This is a genomic window from Paractinoplanes aksuensis, from assembly GCF_024137025.1.
Classification (GTDB): Bacteria; Actinomycetota; Actinomycetes; order Mycobacteriales; family Micromonosporaceae; genus Actinoplanes; species Actinoplanes aksuensis.
Window position 1 is genome coordinate 86242 of record NZ_JAMYJR010000026.1, and the last position, 15908, is coordinate 102149.

Annotated in this window: 15 protein-coding genes; 9 read left to right on the forward strand and 6 right to left on the reverse strand. The window is 69.9% G+C overall.

All coding sequences use genetic code 11. From position 1 onward, the window contains the following. Positions 1–165 precede the first annotated feature (165 nt). Genes M1L60_RS22875 through M1L60_RS22885 form a run of 3 tightly spaced genes read left to right on the forward strand, consistent with a single transcriptional unit; the run spans position 166 to position 2754 of the window. Positions 166–432, forward strand: a complete 267-nt coding sequence (locus tag M1L60_RS22875; protein WP_256516905.1) for a helix-turn-helix domain-containing protein — start codon at positions 166–168, stop codon at positions 430–432. Further along, positions 429–1721: a type II toxin-antitoxin system HipA family toxin gene (locus tag M1L60_RS22880; protein ID WP_308208524.1), complete on the forward strand. Its 1293-nt coding sequence runs from the start codon at positions 429–431 to the stop codon at positions 1719–1721. Before M1L60_RS22875 ends, M1L60_RS22880 begins: the two co-directional genes overlap by 4 nt. Before the next feature lie 19 nt (positions 1722–1740). Further along, on the forward strand, positions 1741–2754 hold the full coding sequence (locus M1L60_RS22885; protein WP_253239699.1) for an NADPH:quinone reductase: 1014 nt from the start codon (positions 1741–1743) through the stop codon (positions 2752–2754). On the opposite strand, the gene M1L60_RS22890 is transcribed toward M1L60_RS22885, so the two are convergent. Genes M1L60_RS22890 through pseB form a run of 6 tightly spaced genes read right to left on the reverse strand, consistent with a single transcriptional unit; the run spans position 2732 to position 8909 of the window. Beyond that, positions 2732–3745, reverse strand: a complete 1014-nt coding sequence (locus tag M1L60_RS22890; protein ID WP_253239520.1) for a PseG/SpsG family protein — start codon at positions 3743–3745, stop codon at positions 2732–2734. The genes M1L60_RS22885 and M1L60_RS22890 overlap by 23 nt on opposite strands. Then, positions 3746–4471, reverse strand: a complete 726-nt coding sequence (locus M1L60_RS22895; RefSeq protein ID WP_253239521.1) for a cytidylyltransferase domain-containing protein — start codon at positions 4469–4471, stop codon at positions 3746–3748. Continuing rightward, entirely contained in the window at positions 4468–5958 is a 1491-nt protein-coding gene (locus M1L60_RS22900) for a hypothetical protein (protein WP_253239700.1), read from the reverse strand. Before M1L60_RS22900 ends, M1L60_RS22895 begins: the two co-directional genes overlap by 4 nt. Positions 5959–5963: 5 nt before the next feature. Further along, positions 5964–6806 (reverse strand): hypothetical protein, encoded by an 843-nt coding sequence (locus M1L60_RS22905; protein ID WP_253239522.1) that lies wholly within the window; start codon positions 6804–6806, stop codon positions 5964–5966. 4 nt (positions 6807–6810) lie between these two features. Continuing rightward, positions 6811–7929 carry a DegT/DnrJ/EryC1/StrS family aminotransferase gene (locus M1L60_RS22910; RefSeq protein ID WP_253239523.1) on the reverse strand — a complete coding sequence of 373 codons (1119 nt, stop codon included), beginning with the start codon at positions 7927–7929 and terminating at the stop codon, positions 6811–6813. After that, a complete protein-coding gene (pseB, locus tag M1L60_RS22915) occupies positions 7929–8909 on the reverse strand; it encodes a UDP-N-acetylglucosamine 4,6-dehydratase (inverting) (protein WP_253239524.1) in 981 nt (326 codons plus the stop codon). Before pseB ends, M1L60_RS22910 begins: the two co-directional genes overlap by 1 nt. Positions 8910–9101: 192 nt before the next feature. Here pseB and M1L60_RS22920 point away from each other — a divergent pair, with 192 nt between their 5' ends. From M1L60_RS22920 to M1L60_RS22945, 6 genes are read left to right on the forward strand one after another with little or no spacing between them, the layout of a single operon-like run. Continuing rightward, complete coding sequence (locus M1L60_RS22920; RefSeq protein ID WP_253239525.1) at positions 9102–9347, forward strand: acyl carrier protein; 246 nt, start codon at positions 9102–9104, stop codon at positions 9345–9347. After that, positions 9340–10077 (forward strand): SDR family NAD(P)-dependent oxidoreductase, encoded by a 738-nt coding sequence (locus M1L60_RS22925; protein WP_253239526.1) that lies wholly within the window; start codon positions 9340–9342, stop codon positions 10075–10077. The genes M1L60_RS22920 and M1L60_RS22925 overlap by 8 nt, the downstream gene beginning before the upstream one ends. Next, on the forward strand, positions 10074–11303 hold the full coding sequence (locus M1L60_RS22930) for an AMP-binding protein (RefSeq protein ID WP_253239527.1): 1230 nt from the start codon (positions 10074–10076) through the stop codon (positions 11301–11303). Before M1L60_RS22925 ends, M1L60_RS22930 begins: the two co-directional genes overlap by 4 nt. After that, positions 11300–12340 carry a LuxE/PaaK family acyltransferase gene (locus M1L60_RS22935; RefSeq protein WP_253239528.1) on the forward strand — a complete coding sequence of 347 codons (1041 nt, stop codon included), beginning with the start codon at positions 11300–11302 and terminating at the stop codon, positions 12338–12340. Before M1L60_RS22930 ends, M1L60_RS22935 begins: the two co-directional genes overlap by 4 nt. Beyond that, positions 12337–13524, forward strand: coding sequence for an acyl-CoA reductase (locus M1L60_RS22940; protein ID WP_253239529.1), 1188 nt, complete (start codon positions 12337–12339; stop codon positions 13522–13524). Before M1L60_RS22935 ends, M1L60_RS22940 begins: the two co-directional genes overlap by 4 nt. Then, positions 13521–15872, forward strand: a complete 2352-nt coding sequence (locus M1L60_RS22945) for a hypothetical protein (protein ID WP_253239530.1) — start codon at positions 13521–13523, stop codon at positions 15870–15872. The genes M1L60_RS22940 and M1L60_RS22945 overlap by 4 nt, the downstream gene beginning before the upstream one ends. The last annotated feature ends 36 nt before the right edge of the window (positions 15873–15908 follow it).

Below are 15908 nucleotides of genomic sequence, written 5' to 3' on the forward strand. Positions count from 1 at the left end.
AGGGCTGGACCGCGCGGAACAGTCCTACGCGTGTTCACGCTCCCTCATCGATGTGCACGTACGCGCACCTGGATCCTCATGTGTACGTACGTGCGCAGCGACAATAATGTGCGCGTACGTGCACACAGGCTAGGATGTGTACGTACGCGCACAAAGGAGGGCGCCATGCGTCTCAGCAATTCTGGCGATCTTGGTCTTTACGTGCTGGAACGGCGTCGGGCTGAGGGCATGACACAGGCCCATCTGGCCGCGCGGGCCGGCGTGAGCCGCCGCTGGTTGTCCGACCTCGAGGCGGGCAAGCCTACGGCCGAGGTCGGACTGGTCTTCAAGGTCTTGTCGGCGTTGGGCCTGCTCGTCGACGTCCGGCCCGAGCCCGAGCCAGAGATCGATCTGGATGCTTACCTCGACTCCCTGGGCGGAGGTCCGCAGTGAACCGCGCGCTTGTCGTTCTGCTCCGCGAACTGGTAGTGGGCAGGCTCGTTCAAGGTGCTGGTGGCGTGCTCAGCCTTCGCTACGAGGCGGACTATCGGGATGCGGTGTCGACCCTGCCGATATCGCTTTCGTTGCCACTTTCGGCCGACTCGTACAGCGGATCAGTTGTACGCGCTTACTGCCAAGGACTGCTGCCAGACAACGAGAACGTTCTGGAACGGTGGGGCCGGGAGTTTCAGGTCTCCGCCGGCAATCCCTTAGCCCTGCTGAGTTACGTCGGCGAGGACTGCGCTGGAGCAGTGCAGTTCGTTGCCGGCGATCGGGTGGCTGCCATGATCGCGCGCGAAGGTTCGGTCGCCGAGCTGACTGAGGATCAGATCGCGCGTCGTCTCCGTAACTTGCGGCTTGACCCGTCCGCATGGCATCCGGCCGGCACGGGGCAGTTCAGTCTGGCCGGTGCCCAAGCCAAAACCGCGCTGCATCTCGACCACAAGACCGGCCGCTGGGGCGATCCGTCCGGGGCGATTCCGACCACGCACATTCTCAAGCCGGCCATCGTCGGCTTCGATGACCACGACCTCAACGAACATCTCTGTTTGCGGGCCGCGCACCTGATGGGCCTGCGGGCGGCCGGATCGAGCGTGCAATCGTTCGGCGAGGAACGAGCCGTCGTGGTGGAACGGTACGACCGGCTTCCAGGCGGTCGAGGCCGGGTGGCGCGGATCCATCAGGAGGACATGTGCCAGGCACTCGGCCTTCCCCCGACCGCGAAATATCAAAGCGAGGGCGGACCGTCCCCCGAGAAGATCATCGAGCTGATCCGTGCGGCAGTCCGTCCGGCTGCGGTGGCTGAACTAGAAGTCGGGCGGTTCGTGGATGCGCTTGCTCTGAACTGGCTGATCGCCGGGACGGATGCGCACGCCAAGAACTATTCGTTGATGCTGCTACCGGGGCAGGTGCGTCTCGCCCCGCTCTACGACGTGGCCAGTAGCCTGCCGTACGACGACATGTATCTGCCCCGGTTGCGACTCGCGATGAAGATCGGCTCGGAGTATCGGGTGGCGGCGATCTCGGGGCGGCACTGGCGGGCCTTCGCCGAGGTCAACCGGCTCGACCCGGAGCGGCTGATCGAGCGGATCGCCGATCTGGCCACCCGGTTGCCCGGGGCGTTGGCCGAGGCCGCCCAGGCGAAGTCGGTGGTGGCGCTCGGCTCGAAGCTGCCGGAGCGGTTGGTGGCGAAGGTCGCCGAGCATGCCCGTCACTGTGTGGCGGCGCTTGACCACAGGTGAACATAGGGTGGGATGCATGATGCGTGCAGCCGTCTTCAGCGAGCCAGGTCCCGCGTCCGTGCTTCAGATCGTCGAGCGGGAGGTGCCGCCGCCGGGGTGGGGCGAGGTGCGGGTGCGGATCGTGCTGTCGGCGGTCAACCCGACCGACACCGGCACGCGGGCCGGCCGCGGGGTGCCCGACGGGGTCGCGCCGCCGCGGGTGCCCAACCAGGACGGCTCGGGTGTGGTCGACTCGGTCGGTGAAGGGGTGACCGGACTCGAGCCCGGCGACCACGTCTGGGTGTGGGATGCGAGCTACGCCCGGGCCGACGGCACCGCTCAGGAGTACGTCGTGCTGCCCCGCCGTCAGGTGGTGCGGATGGCCGAGGGCGTGCCGTTCGAGGTCGGCGCCGCGCTGGGCATTCCGGCCCTCACCGCCCACCGCTGCCTCACGACGGCCACCGACGGGCCCGAGCGGCTGGCGCCCGGAGCTCTCGAGGGCCGCACCGTGCTGGTGGCCGGGGGTGCGGGCGCGGTCGGCAACGCCGCCATCCAGTTGGCCAAGTGGGCCGGCGCGACCGTGCTGACCACCGTCTCGTCGAAAGAGAAGGCCGAGCTGGCCGCGGCGGCCGGGGCCGACACGGTGATCAACTATCGGGACGAGGACGTGGTGGCCCGGGTCCGCGAGGTCAGCGCGACCGGGCCGAACATCGTGGTCGAGGTCAACACCGACAACCTGGGGATCGACCTCGACGTGATCGCGCCGGGCGGCAACATCGCCATCTACGTCGGCGGCAAGTTCTCGGTGCCGAGCTTCAAGGCGATGCTGAAGAACGCCAGCCTCGACTTCGTGCTGACCTACACCACCACGGAACGCGAGAAGGACAACGCCGTCACCGCCGTGGCCGAGGCCGTCGACAGCGGCGCCTTCCGGGTCGGGGAGGACGTCGGGCTGCCGATCCTCCGCTACCCGTTCGAGCAGGTCGGCCCGGCCCACGAGGCGGTCGAGAACAACGCCGTGGGCAAGGTCGTCATCGAGGTGACGCAGCCTTGACCAGCAGGGCGTCGGCCACCCGTTCGACACCGCGGCCGTCCACCGCCGACCAGGCCCGGCGGGCCAGTTCGGTGCGGGCGGCGGCGTCGGTCAGCAACCCGTGCAGCGTGTCGACGGCGTCGGCGCCCAGGTGGCCCAGCCGGCCGAGCCCGGCGCCGTAGCCGCGGGCGATCGTCCGGTCGTACCCCAGGATCTGGTTGTCGACCACCCAGACCAGGGCGGCCGGCAGCCCGAGGCAGAGCAGCTCCCAGGTCGACGTGCCGCTCGCGCTCACCGCGAGGTCGGCCCCGGCCAGCAGCTTGGGCAGGTCGTCGGTGGGCGGGATGATCTCGAAGCGCTGCCCCTCGGTCGGCACGACCGCGTGCAGCTCGTCGCGCAGGCTCTCGTCGGCCCCGATGATCGTCGCGTCGAACGGCGCCCCGGTCTGGGCGAGCAGGACAGCGATGGCGGGTGCGGCCCGGTAGGCGTCGGTGCCGCCGAAAAAGGCCACGACCTTCGGCGTACGCGATGAGGTGTGCACCGGCGGGGCCGGCGGGCGCAAACTCCGGACCGAGCTGCGCAACAACGCGTAGTCGAGCCCGGCCAGCCCCAGCGCGTCCTCGACGTCGACCACCGAGTCGAGGTTCTGGTCGACGTAGATGTCCGCGGTCTGACCCCGGAAGTCGCCGTCCACGATCGCCAGCACCGGCCGCCCGGTCTTGCGGACCGCCACCGAGTGCGACGGCGGCAGCGTGTACGAGTCGATCACCAGCGCGTCCAGCTCGAGCCGCTCGACCGCCGCGACCAGCCCGACCTCGTCGAACGGCGGCGGGTGCCATTGCAGGCCACGTCGGGTGAGCTGGGACTCGGCCCACTCGACCCCGCCGAGGTCGCTCAGGAAGACGACCCCGGCGCCGCGGGCGACCAGTTCCTCGGCCAGCGCGACACACCGGACGAGATGACCGACGCCGGTCTTGGCGCCGGCGTCACAACGAATACCGACAACCGTCACTTACGCCTGCACCAGAGCCTTCTGCAGAACGTGCGCGTTGAGCTCGATCAGCTCGGGCCGGCCGGCCAGCCAGTCGGTGAGCTTGCGGACCGAGATGGGCTCGTCGCCGAAGTGCGTGACGATCGCCTCGATGAGCTTCCAGTCGTCCTCGGTGTCGAGTGTGAGCCGCAGGTGCGACAGGTCGGGCTGCAGGGTCAGCCCGAGCACGTCGAACTCTTCCGAGTGCGTGTAGATGTACGACGTCACGTGGGTGCGGTGGTGCTCGGTGGCCTTCGCGTCGATCTCGCGCAGCACCGGCGTCCGGACGATCTCGACGTCGAGGCCGCGGGGCAGCGTCTTGGTGATCGAGGTGGTCAGGTAGTCGACCCCGGCGGCCAGGAAGACCCGGTGGGTCAGCGCGATCAGCTCGGGGTCGAGCAGCGGCGAGTCCGCGGTGAATCGGAGCACGATGTCGCTCTCGTGCTCGTCGAGCACGCCCAGGAAGCGGTCGAGCACGTCGTCGACCGACCCGCGGAAGCAGGGCACGCCGATCGCGGCGCACTCGGTCGCGACGTCGTCGTCGTCCGCCTCGGTCGTGGTGGCCACCACGACCTTGTCGAGCACGCCGCTCTGCTGAGCCGCCCGGACGACCCGCTCCAGCACACTGCGGTTGCCCAGCCTGCGCAGCACCTTGCCGGGAAGCCGGGAAGAGCCCATCCGGGCCTGGATGATGCCGAGGGTTGTCATTGAAGTCCTTTTCGAAGGCGATTACGTGCCTTGCGGGCGACTCCCATACCCAGCTTCGCGACGCGGAAGCTGACGGAGCCGCTGAAGGTCGCGATCTGCGTACGAGCCTTGCGAAGTTCTTTGTCCCTTTTTTCGAGCTCGCGCTCGAACCGCTGGGCGCGGGCATCGGCGTCGGCCAGCTGCCGGCGCAACGCTCGGAGTTGCTCCTCCTGGTCGCGGCGCGACACCGGAAGCTCCTCCCGCGAATCGGTTGGCACATCACCGGCCCGGTCGGCGGCGGCGTGCAGGATCGAAGTCAGGGTCTCCAGAGTGACAGCAGCGGGCCAGGGGTGGGCGTAACCCCCGGTGAGCAGCGTCTGCGCGAACCGGCGGATCACGTCGGTCTGCGGCGGGACGCCGGGGTCGAGCAGGGCGTACGTGTCCTGGTGGACCACCACATTGTCAGCGGTGGCACCCGGTTGTGCGGTGGCCCAGCCGGTCAGCAGCCGTCGCACGATCGGGAGATCGTGCCGCAGGCAGGCGGTCAGTAGCAACTCCTCGAGCAGGCGACCCCGGGGCAGTGGCCCGTCGCCGCCGGACCCGTCGCGACCAGGCACTTCGCGCAGTACACGGCGGTTCCACAGGCCGTCACGACCGGGAGTCAGCTCGGTCACCGGGCCGTCACCCACGAGCACCGGCGGCAGGGTCGCGGCGACGCCCGGACCGGGGTCGCGGTGCGCGGTGACGACCCAGGCGGCGGCGAATTCGGGCCCGAGACCGTCGCGCACAGCCGCGGCGGCGAGCCGGCGGGGGTCGCTGAGAACTTCCTTCCCGGCGTACGCCCGACCGGCCGCACTCGCGGCCAGCGCGGCCAGCACGTCGGCCGGCCCGTCGCGCAACGCCTCGGCCGTGGCGATGAGCGCCGGCGCCTCGGGTACCGGCCAGGCCGTACCCACCCAGCCGGCGGTCAGCCCTTCGGCCGTGAGCCGGTCGGCGAGCCGGGCCGGGTTGCCGGGTTTGCTGCCGAACTCGCCGAGCGGACTCCAGTCGCTGTCGGTGTGGGCCGAGGTGGCGCTGGTCAGGTCGACCAGCCGGTGCAGGCCGAGCTCGTTCTCGACCGTGAGCAGCAGCGTGCCGCCCGGGCGCAGCGCGCGGACCAGGGCCTGCAGGCACTCGGCCCAGTCGAGCTGGGGGCCCTCGACCGAGCACAGCCGACCCAGCCCGTCCAGGGCGACGACGGCGTCGTACTGCTCGTCGCCGGTCAGCTTGGCCAGCGAGCCGCACAGCACCCGCCGGCCGCGCCCGTCGAGCGCCACCGCTTCGGGCTGGGAGCGGATCAGGCAGGTGACGTCGGAGCGGGCGGCGACGGCGTCGATCAGGGCGTCGTCGTGCGGCCCGGCGATCAGCACGCGGGCATCGGCGGGCAGCCGCTCGGCGAGGAGGCCGAACAGGGCCCCGCCGGCGCGAGGCCGGTCCTCGGTGAAGGAGGGCATCTCGCCCCCGATCATCTCGATCACGCGGGCACCCTAGCTGTCTGCGGGCTGTAGTGCTTTGTCCACCCCAGCATGGCGCGCAATTCGGCTGGGGAGGCGACAAACCCGTCACCCAGCTCGGCCAGCGCCGACGGCCGGGCGACGGCCAGGTCGAGCTGCTTGCCGTGCAGTTCGGGCCAGTCGCGGCGGATCCGCTCGGCGGTGGGCTGGTCTTCCCGGTCGAGCTGCATCGGGTCGCCGTACACGGCCGGCTCGCAGCCCGCCGCCACGCCGTGGAAGATCGCGCTGCTCAGGCGGTTGGAGGCCACGCGGCGGTGCCGGCGCATCTCGGCCAGCTGCTTGTCGAGGAAGTGGCGGTCGGTGTCGAGCCAGTGCTGACCCCGGTAGCCGTGGCACACGACCCGGCCGTAGGCCTCGTACGCCGTACGCACCTGGTCGTTGCGGTATTCGTTCCAGTACAGGCAGAACGTGACCGGACCGGGTTCGGTCTCGAGGATCTCGTCGACCTGGCGCTGGTGGTCGCCCAGGACCTGCTGCTTCTCCCACCCGTGGAAGGGGTAGTAGATCGTGCCCTCACGCGGCGGGGCGTCCGGCGCCTCGGGCCGCAGGGCGAGCAGATAGAGAAAGGGAGCGCCGATGACCGTGGCCTGCCGGCGCCCCATCGACCACGCTCGTCGCCGGGTCCGTTCGGAATAGACGAAGATGGGCCGGCCCGGCACATAGGGCGTGCCGAGCCCGAGCCCGTCCACCACGTTCCAGCCGTGCTGCACATACCCCTCGATCCGGGGCGGGTGCTCCGGATCGAGGCCGCAGTATTCCGCGAGGATGTGCGCGTGGCCGTAGAAGTGGTTGGCGTGGTGCACCGAACTAGCTCCCGAGGATGGTCCGCAACGCCTCGACGACACGGTCCTGGTCGGCATCGCTGAGGTCGACGAAGAGCGGCAACGACAGCTGCTCAGCGTAGAAGGTCTCGGCGACCGGGCACATCCCGCGCTGGTAGCCCAGGTCCTCGAAGACCGGGTGCCAGTAGACGGGGATGTAGTTGACCTGCACCCCGATGCCGGCCTCGCGCATGCGCTCGAAGACCTCGCGGCGGCGTCCGTCGAGCACCCGGACCGGATACAGGTGACGCAGCGGGTCGACGCCCTCACGCTGGATGGGCAGGCGCAGCCCCGGCACGTCGGCCAGCAGTTCGTCGTAGCGGGCGGTCAGCTGCTGGCGGCGGGCCTTGAAGGCGGCCAGCCGCCGGAGCTGCGAGCTGCCGAGCGCGCAGAGCACGTCGGGCAGCCGGTAGTTCTCGCCGAACTCGTGCACCTCGTAGAACCACGGGCCCTCGTCGGGACGGCGCAGGCCCTCCCGGACGACGCCGATGGTGCGGTAGGTGCGCGCCCGCTTGAGCAGGTCGGGCCGGATCGACGCGACCGCGCCGCCCTCGGCCGTGGTCAGGTTCTTCGTCGGGAAGAACGAGAACGTGGTCAGGTCGGCCAGCGAGCCGACCGGACGGCCGTGGACGGTCGAGCCGATCGAGTGGGCGGCGTCGCCGATCAGCACCGCGCCGACGCTCTCGGAGATCTTGCGCAGAGCGTCGTAGTCGGCCGGGTGACCCGCGTAGTCGACCGCACCGACGGCCCGGGTGCGCGTCGTGACCGCGGCCTCGACCGCGCGTGGGTCGATGTTGGCCGTCTCGTCCTCGATGTCGGCGAAGACGATCTTGGCGCCGAGCGTCGCGGCGGCCGAGGCCGTCGAGACGAACGTCATCGGGGTGGTGACCACCTCGTCGCCCGGCTTCACGCCCGCGGCCGCGTAGGCCGTGTTGAGCGCGGTCGAGCCGTTGGTGACCGTCACCGCCGGAGCGCCGGCGACGGCCTCGATGTCGGCCTCGAACTGGGCCACCCGGGGGCCGGTCGTCAGCCAGTCGCTGCCGAGGGCGGAGACAACCGCCTCGACATCGGACTGGTCGATCGACTGCCGTCCGTACGGCAGCATCAGTTCTCCTCGAGCAGCTTGCGCATGTCCTCGACGGAGAGCCACAGGTCGTTGTTGTCGGAGCGGTAGTTGAAGCCGTCCTCGACCTCTTCGCCGCCGGCGGGCGCCTCGTAGCCCCAGCTGGCCACGACCGGCTGCACCACGTAGCGGTCGGGGAAGCGCAGCGTGCGACGGCTGTCGTCGGAGGCGATCATCTCTTCGTGCAGCTTCTCGCCCGGGCGGACGCCCATCTCGTGGGTGGCCGAGTTCGGCGCCACGGCCTCGACCAGGTCGAGGATCTTCATGCTGGGGATGCGCGGCACGAACAGCTCGCCCCCCTGCATGACGTCGAACGAGTCGACGACGAACTTCACAGCCTGGGGGAGCGTGATCCAGAAGCGGGTCATGCGCTTGTCGGTGATCGGCAGGCTCTTGCCCTCGGCGGCGAGCTTGCGGAACAGCGGGACGACCGAGCCGCGGCTGCCCATAACGTTTCCGTAACGAACCACGGCGAGGCGGGTCGGGTGGGTGGCTGCGTAGTGGTTGCCGGCGATGAACAGCTTGTCGGCGACCAGCTTCGTCGCGCCGTACAGGTTGATCGGGCTCGACGCCTTGTCGGTGGAGAGCGCGACGACCTTCTTGACGCCCTTGTCGATGGCGGCGTCGATCACGTTCTGTGACCCGTTGATGTTGGTCTCGACGAACTCCGAGGGGTTGTACTCCGCCGTGTCGACCTGCTTGAGGGCGGCCGCGTGGACCACGTAGTCGACCCCGTGCATGGCGCGCTCCAGGCGGGCCTTGTCCCGGATGTCACCCAGGAAGAAGCGCAGCCGCGGGTCGTCGCCGAACATCTGCCGCAGCTCGTACTGCTTCAGCTCGTCGCGGGAGAACACGACGATGCGCTGCGGGTCCAGATGGGTGAGGGCGTAGTTCAGAAACGCCTTACCGAAGGACCCGGTGGCACCGGTGACCAGGATCGACGATCCGCTGAGTACAGACACTTGATTTTCTCCCGGGGGGTGGGCAGGACGCAGTACGAGGCGGAAGCATAACCACCTCACCAGCCGATTCGCGGGCCAACATCAAACGCTAACCGTAGTTCATCGGCGCTTCCGCTAGCATTAACGACTTCGTCGACACTTGCGACGAACTTGAGAGGCCTCTGTCCACCAGCCCCCCTTTGGAGTACCACCGTGAGTAACCTGCAGCGACTGCGCGAGGCGTTCCGCACCTCCCTGGACCTTCCGGCGGATGCGCCCGTGGACGACCTGCAGTACCAGGACAACGAGAAGTGGGATTCCCTGGCCCACATGTCTCTGGTGGCGGCGCTGGAAGACGAGTTCTCGGTGATGATTGACACAGACGACGTCATCAACATGTCGAGCTTCACCGAGGCGGTCAACATTCTCGGTAAGTACGGGGTTGACTTCAATGAGTGATCGGGCGGCGCTGGTCACCGGCGCTTCCCGCGGTATCGGCCGGGCCACCGCCACGCGTCTCGCGGAGCGGGGGTACGACCTCGTCCTGCACGGCCACCGCGCCGAGTCGATCACCCCGGTGGCCGAGGAGCTCGCGGCCAAGTTCGGCGTGACCGTGGTCAGCGGTCACGGCGACATCGCCGAGCCCGAGACGTCCAAGGCGCTCACCCAGCTCGCGTTCCAGAACTTCAAGCGCCTCGACGCGCTGGTCGTCAACGCGGGCACGCACGCGGCCGGCATGCTCGGCATGACCGACGACGCGACCATCCAGCGGCTGTTCGCGGTGAACTCGGCCGGCGCGGTCTACACGCTGCGCGGCGCCGCCCGCCTGCTGGCCCGGGGCAAGAACCCGGCCGTCGTGCTGGTCTCGTCGATCACCGCCTCGCGTGGCCTCGCCGGCCAGGCCGTCTACTCGGCCTCCAAGGCGGCCGTGGCCGCGCTGGCCAAGTCGGCCGCCAAAGAGCTCGGCAAGCAGGGCATCCGGGTCAACGCGATCGAGCCCGGCTTCATCGCGACCGACATGCTCGACACCCTCGACGAGAAGGGCCGCCAGGAGCGCATCGCTGACACGGCGCTGGGCCGGCTGGGCGAGGCCGACGAGGTCGCCGACGTGATCACGTTCCTCCTCTCCGAGCAGGCCCGGTTCGTGACCGGCCAGGTGCTCGGGGTCGACGGAGGACTGACGCTGTGAATCTGCTTCACCCCGGTGCCCGCGTGATCGACGCGGTCACCGGCGAGACGCTGACCGAAGACATGATCGCCGCGGCCGGGGCCGAGCTGGCCGCGGAGCCGGGCGGGGTCGTCTTCCTGCCGATGGAGACGACGCTGGCCGTCGTCGCCCGCTACCTCGCCGCGCTGCGGCTGGGCCGCCCGGTGCTGCTGCTCGACCCGGAACACGACAACGCCTCGTTCGTCGAGCGGTTCACCACCCCCGACGTGCACCCCGACCTGGCCGTGCTGCTGACCACCAGCGGCTCCACCGGCAACCCGAAGCTGGTTCGGCTGACCGCCGACGCCGTGCGGACCAACGCCGAGCAGATCGCCGAGGTCCTCGGCATCACCGGCGACGACGTGGCGATCACCACGCTGCCGCTCTTCTATTCGTTCGGCATGTCGGTGCTCAACTCGCACCTGCTCGCGGGCGCGACCGTCGTGCTCGAGCGCACCGGCATCATGCAGCGCGACTTCTGGACCGCGGTCAACGAGCACGGCGTGACCTCGCTGGCGTTCGTCCCGTCGCAGTACGAGATGCTCCGGCGGCTGCGCTTCGACCCGGCCAAGTACCCGACCGTGCGCAGCCTGACCCAGGCCGGCGGCCGCCTGCGGACCGACCTGGTGTCCGACTTCGCCCAGCGGATGGCGACCGTCGACGGCCGCCTCTACGTCATGTACGGGCAGACCGAGGCCGGTCCCCGCATGGCCACCCTGCCCCCGGCCCGGCTGGAGGAGAAGCTCGGCTCGGTCGGCCAGGCGCTGCCCGGCGGCGCCTTCGCGATCGAGGACGACGAGGTCGTCTATCGCGGCCCGAACGTGATGATGGGCTACGCCGAGACCGCGGCCGACCTCGCCCTGGGCGACGTGCAGGGCGGCGTGCTGCGCACCGGCGACCTGGGCCACGTCGACGACGAGGGCTTCCTGTTCATCACCGGGCGCATCAAGCGCATGGCCAAGGTCTTCGGCGTCCGCATCAACCTGGACGACGTCGAGAAGCACTTCCCGGTGGCTGCGGTGGCCGGCGACGACAAACTCGCCGTCTTCGCGGTCGCTGTCAGTGACGATGAGGCCCGCGACCTGCGCACCAAGATTGCCGAGTGGCTCGGGACACATTTCTCCGGCGTGATCGTGCGTAGTGTTGAGGCGCTGCCGCTGATGCCCAACGGCAAGACCGACTATCGGGCGCTGGAGTCGTCGCTGTGAGTAGTGTCTTCACCCTGTCTCAAGCCGCGAAGGAAGAGATCCTGCTCAAGGAACTCTCCGCGCTGACCGAACATCATCGGGAGAACTGCGAGCCGTACGCGCGGATCCTCGCGGCCAACGGCTACCGGAACGCCACGTCGGTCGAGGGCCTGCCCTGGCTGCCGGTGCGGCTGTTCAAGAACCTCGAACTCAAGAGCATCCCGGACGACGAGGTTTACAAGGTCCTCACCTCCAGCGGCACCACCGGGGGTGAGGTCAGCAAGATCTACCTCGACAAGGCCGCCGCCGCCGAGCAGACCCGCAAGCTGGGCGCCACGGTGCAGTCCGTGCTCGGCCCCAAGCGGCTGCCGATGATCCTGGTCGACACCAAGGCCATGCTGAAGGACCGCAAGTCGTTCAGCGCCCGCGGCGCCGGCGTGCTCGGCATGTCGAACTTCGGCCGCAACCACGTCTGGGCGCTCGACAACGAGGGCCACGTCGACGTCGAGGCGCTCAAGGGCTTCCTCGAGCAGTACGGCAAAGAGCCGTTCCTCATCTTCGGCTTCACCTACCTGGTGTGGCTGCACCTCTACGAGGTCGCGCTCGACAACGGGCTCGACCTCAGCAACGGCATCCTGATCCACTCGGGGGGCTGGAAGAAGCTGGTCGACCAGGCCGTCTCGCCCGAGGAGTTCCGCAAGCGGCTGGCCGCGGTCGGGCTGACCCAGGTGCACAACTACTACGGCATGATCGAGCAGATCGGCACGATCTTCCTCGAGGGCGCGTCCGGCGGCTCGCTCTACTGCCCCGACTTCGCCGACGTGGTGATCCGCGACCCCGAGACGTGGGCCGAGCAGCCGGTCGGTAAGCCGGGCCTGATCGAGGTCATCAGCACCCTGCCCACCTCGTACCCCGGCCACGTGCTGCTCACCGAAGACCTCGGCGTCGTGCACGGCGTCGACGACGGCGACTGGCCCGGCAAGCGCTTCTCCGTGCTCGGCCGGCTGCCGCGGGCCGAGGCGCGGGGCTGCTCCGACACCTACCGGGAGGCGGCGTGATCCAGTACCGCTTCGGGGCCGAGGGCGATCTCACCGCCCCCTCCGACGACCGTCTCACCGTCGGCGACCCCCGGGTCATCGACTTCCTGGCCAAGCTGGCCCGCAAGCTGCTGACCCCGGCCGTGGCCCGGCGGCACCCTGAGCTGGGCTCGCTCGGCTTCTTCCTGCGGCCCGCCGAGCTCAACCGCACGGTGGCCCACCTGCAGCGGGACGACGCGATCGTGTTCCCGCGGGGCAACGTCTTCCACATCCCGCCGGCCAACGTCGACACGATCTTCGTGTACTCGTGGGCGCTCTCGGCCCTGGCCGGCAATCACAACGTCGTCCGCATCTCGGAGCGCTCGGCCACCGCGGCCGACACGATCCTGACCGCGCTCAACGAGGTGCTGGCCGAGGCCGACCCGGTGATCGGCCGCACTCAGCGCATGATCACGTACGGCCGCGACGACAAGGTCACGGCGGCGCTCAGCAACTGGGCCGACCTGCGGGTCATCTGGGGCGGCGACTCGGCCGTCGAGGCGATCCGCAAGCACCCGCTGCGCCCGTCGGCCCGAGACCTGACCTTCCCCGACCGTACGTCCTGGGCCGCGCTGTCGGCGGCCGGGTGGCGCGCGGCCGAACCGGCCCGGCGGCGCGAGGCGGTGCTGGGCTTCACCAACGATTCGTACTGGTTCGACCAGGCCGCCTGCTCCTCCCCGCGCACGGTCTTCCTGGTCGGTGAGAACACCGACGACGTCCGCGAAGAGTTCATCGAACTGCTGCTGCAGACGGTCGGCCAGCGCGGCTGGGAGATCGACGCCGCCATGGCCGTCGAGAAGCGGGTCAACGCCTACGGGCTGGCCGCCACCGGCGCCGTCTCGGCGATGACGTTCCCGGCCAACTCTGTGACCGCGATGTCGCTGAACACGGTGCCCGACGCGCCGCGGCGCTGGATCGGGGCCGGGGCCTTCCCGTTCGCCGAGGTCGGCTCGCTGCTCGAGCTGGTGCCGGCGATGAACCGGCAGGACCAGACGTTCAGCCACTTCGGCTTCGGCCGTGACGAGCTGCGCGAGTTCGCGCTGGCCCTCGGCGGCCGCGGGGTCGACCGGATCGTCCCGTTCGGGTCGGCGCTGACCTTCGGCTCGATCTGGGACGGGTACGACCTGCCCCGCGAATTCACCCGGTTGACGACACTCGTCGAGTGACCGCCGTGCTCGAGGCTGTCGAGGCGGCGCCGAAACCGATCGTGCGCCCCTCGACAGTTCCCCGTCGACCCTCCAACGTTTACCGCCGCCTGCGGGCGCCGCTGGCGATCCTGCCGTGGCTGTTCCCGGCGGTCACCCTTGTCCTGACGCTGCTCGACACGGGCGTCTCGGGACGGGACATCGCGCTCTACGCGTTCTATTTCGCCTTCGACATCGTTCTGCCGGGAACGCTGGTCTACCGCGCGCTGCGGGGCAGCCGGGGCAACGTGCCCGAAGACCTGGGCCTGGGCGCCGCCACCGGCCTGCTGCTCATGCTGGGGTCATGGGCGCTCTCGGCCGCGCTCGACAAGTTCGTGCTGCTGCCGTGGTGGCCGGCGCTGATCGTGGTGCCGTTCCTGGCCGTGCCCCGGCTGCACCGCTACTGGCGGGTGAGCCGGCCCCGCCCGCTGCCGCTGCGGTGGTCGTGGATCGTGGCGGCCGGGCTCGTGCTGCTGGTGCTCTCGGAATACCCGGGCTGGATGACCACGCCGCTGCCGCCGGCCGGGGGCGTCATCTATCAAGACCTGTACTACCACCTGGCCCTCGTGCACGAGATGATGCGGCCGATGCCGTTCGAGGTGCCGCAACTCTCCGGCACCCCGCTGCACTACCACTACCTGTCGGACGCCGACATCGCCACGGCCAGCATGATCACCAAGATCGACCCGGCGATCGTGCTCCTGCGGCTGTGGGTCGTCCCGGTCGCGGGCACGGCCGTGTTCGTGGCGGCGACCCTCGTCCGCTCGCTCAGCGGCAAGTGGTGGGCCGGCGCGCTCGGCGGCACCGCGGCCATCCTCGGCCTGCCGCTGTTGCTGGGCACCGCGTACACCCCGCTCGGCGGCAGCCCGGTCAACGCCTTGAGCCCCTCCCAGGTGTACGTCCTGCCGTTGCAGGCGCTGATGGTCGTGTTCACCGTCGACGTGCTGCGAGGCCGTCCCCTCCGCTGGGCCTGGGTGCTGATCTTCCCGCTCGCCCTGGCCTGCGCCGGGGCCAAGTCCAGCGCGCTGCCGCCGTTCCTGGCCGGACTGCTCGCGGCCACGGTCGTCGTGCTGATCGGCTATCGGCGCCGGCTGCTGTCCGTGCTGACGCTGCTCGCGCTGACCGTGGCCGGGGTCGGCATCGGTTTTCGCCTGTTCGCCGGGGGCGGCGCGGGCACCCTGGGCTTCCAGCCGCTCTCGGTCCTCTACTGGATGGCGCCCTACCGCGACACCATCGGGCACGAGGACGTCATCGACGGGTCGCGGTTCCTTCCGTACGGGGTGGAGACGACCGGCACGATGGGCCGGCTCTTCATCGCCGGGTTGCTCGTCTGGTGGTTCCTGATGCAGGCCCCGCGCATGCTGGGCGTGTTCGGCATCGTCACCGGCACGACCAAGCGCGAGCCGGCGACGTGGCTGCTGGCCGGCATGGCCGCGGCCGGCGCGGGCGCGATGTTCCTGCTCTGGCACCCGTCGGCCAGCCAGGTCTACTTCTATGCGGGCGCGCTGCCGTTCGGCACGGTGGCGGTCGCCTGGATGATGGCCGACCTGGCCCGCGGCTGGCGGGCGGTGCTGGCTGGGGCGCTCGCGGGCGGCACCTGGGCCCTGCTGGCCCCGCAGATGTACGCGCCCCGGATGGACCGCGTGGTCAACTGGATCTTCGTGCTGGCCGAGCCGCTGATCCGGACGGCGATCATCGCCATCGGCCTGGGCCTGATCGGGCTGATCCTGCATCGCATGGTCACCGGGCGTACGCCGTGGAAGGCGATCATGCCCGCTCTGCTCGCCGCCGTGCTCACGGCCGGGCTGGTCGGCGGGGCCAAACGCCAGATCGAGGACATCGACTCGGCCGCGGCCGCCGTGCCCAGCGGCCCCCAGGACCCGGGCAAGCTGGTGCTGAGCGGCGAGATGGTCGCGGCCCAGTGGCTCGACCAGAACGCCGGCCGCGACGACATCGTGGCCACCAACGTGCACTGCATCCCCATCGACTGGACCCAGAGCTGCGACTCGCGGGCGTTCTGGGTGGCCGGGCTGACCGGCCGCCGTACCGTGATCGAGAGCTGGGGCTACACCGACGAGGCGGTGGCCCAGGACGGGGTCAACGGCGAGCGCTACTTCAAGCAGCCGGCCCCCGACCTGATGCGCTACATCCTCAACCAGCGGGTCTTCGCCCACGGGCAGCCCGAGGACGTGGCCGAGTTCCAGCGGCTCTACAAGGTCAAGTGGCTCTTCGCGGACGACCGGGCGGCGGGCGGCCGGTCGGCCAACCTGTCCGAGGTGGCGACGCTGCGCTTCTCGTCGGGGCCGGTGTCGATTTATGAGTTGCCCTGAGCCGTACGGTGGGGTTAACCCTACCGTCGTTCCGGC

Bases quoted from the DNA above. Each gene is read 5' to 3' on its own strand.
- M1L60_RS22875 (WP_256516905.1), top strand. From the start codon at position 166: ATGCGTCTCAGCAATTCTGGCGATCTTGGTCTTTACGTGCTGGAACGG.
- M1L60_RS22885 (WP_253239699.1), top strand. From the start codon at position 1,741: ATGCGTGCAGCCGTCTTCAGCGAGCCAGGTCCCGCGTCCGTGCTTCAG.
- M1L60_RS22895 (WP_253239521.1), bottom strand. From the start codon at position 4,471: ATGACAACCCTCGGCATCATCCAGGCCCGGATGGGCTCTTCCCGGCTT.
- M1L60_RS22900 (WP_253239700.1), bottom strand. From the start codon at position 5,958: ATGATCGGGGGCGAGATGCCCTCCTTCACCGAGGACCGGCCTCGCGCC.
- M1L60_RS22910 (WP_253239523.1), bottom strand. From the start codon at position 7,929: ATGCTGCCGTACGGACGGCAGTCGATCGACCAGTCCGATGTCGAGGCG.
- M1L60_RS22925 (WP_253239526.1), top strand. From the start codon at position 9,340: ATGAGTGATCGGGCGGCGCTGGTCACCGGCGCTTCCCGCGGTATCGGC.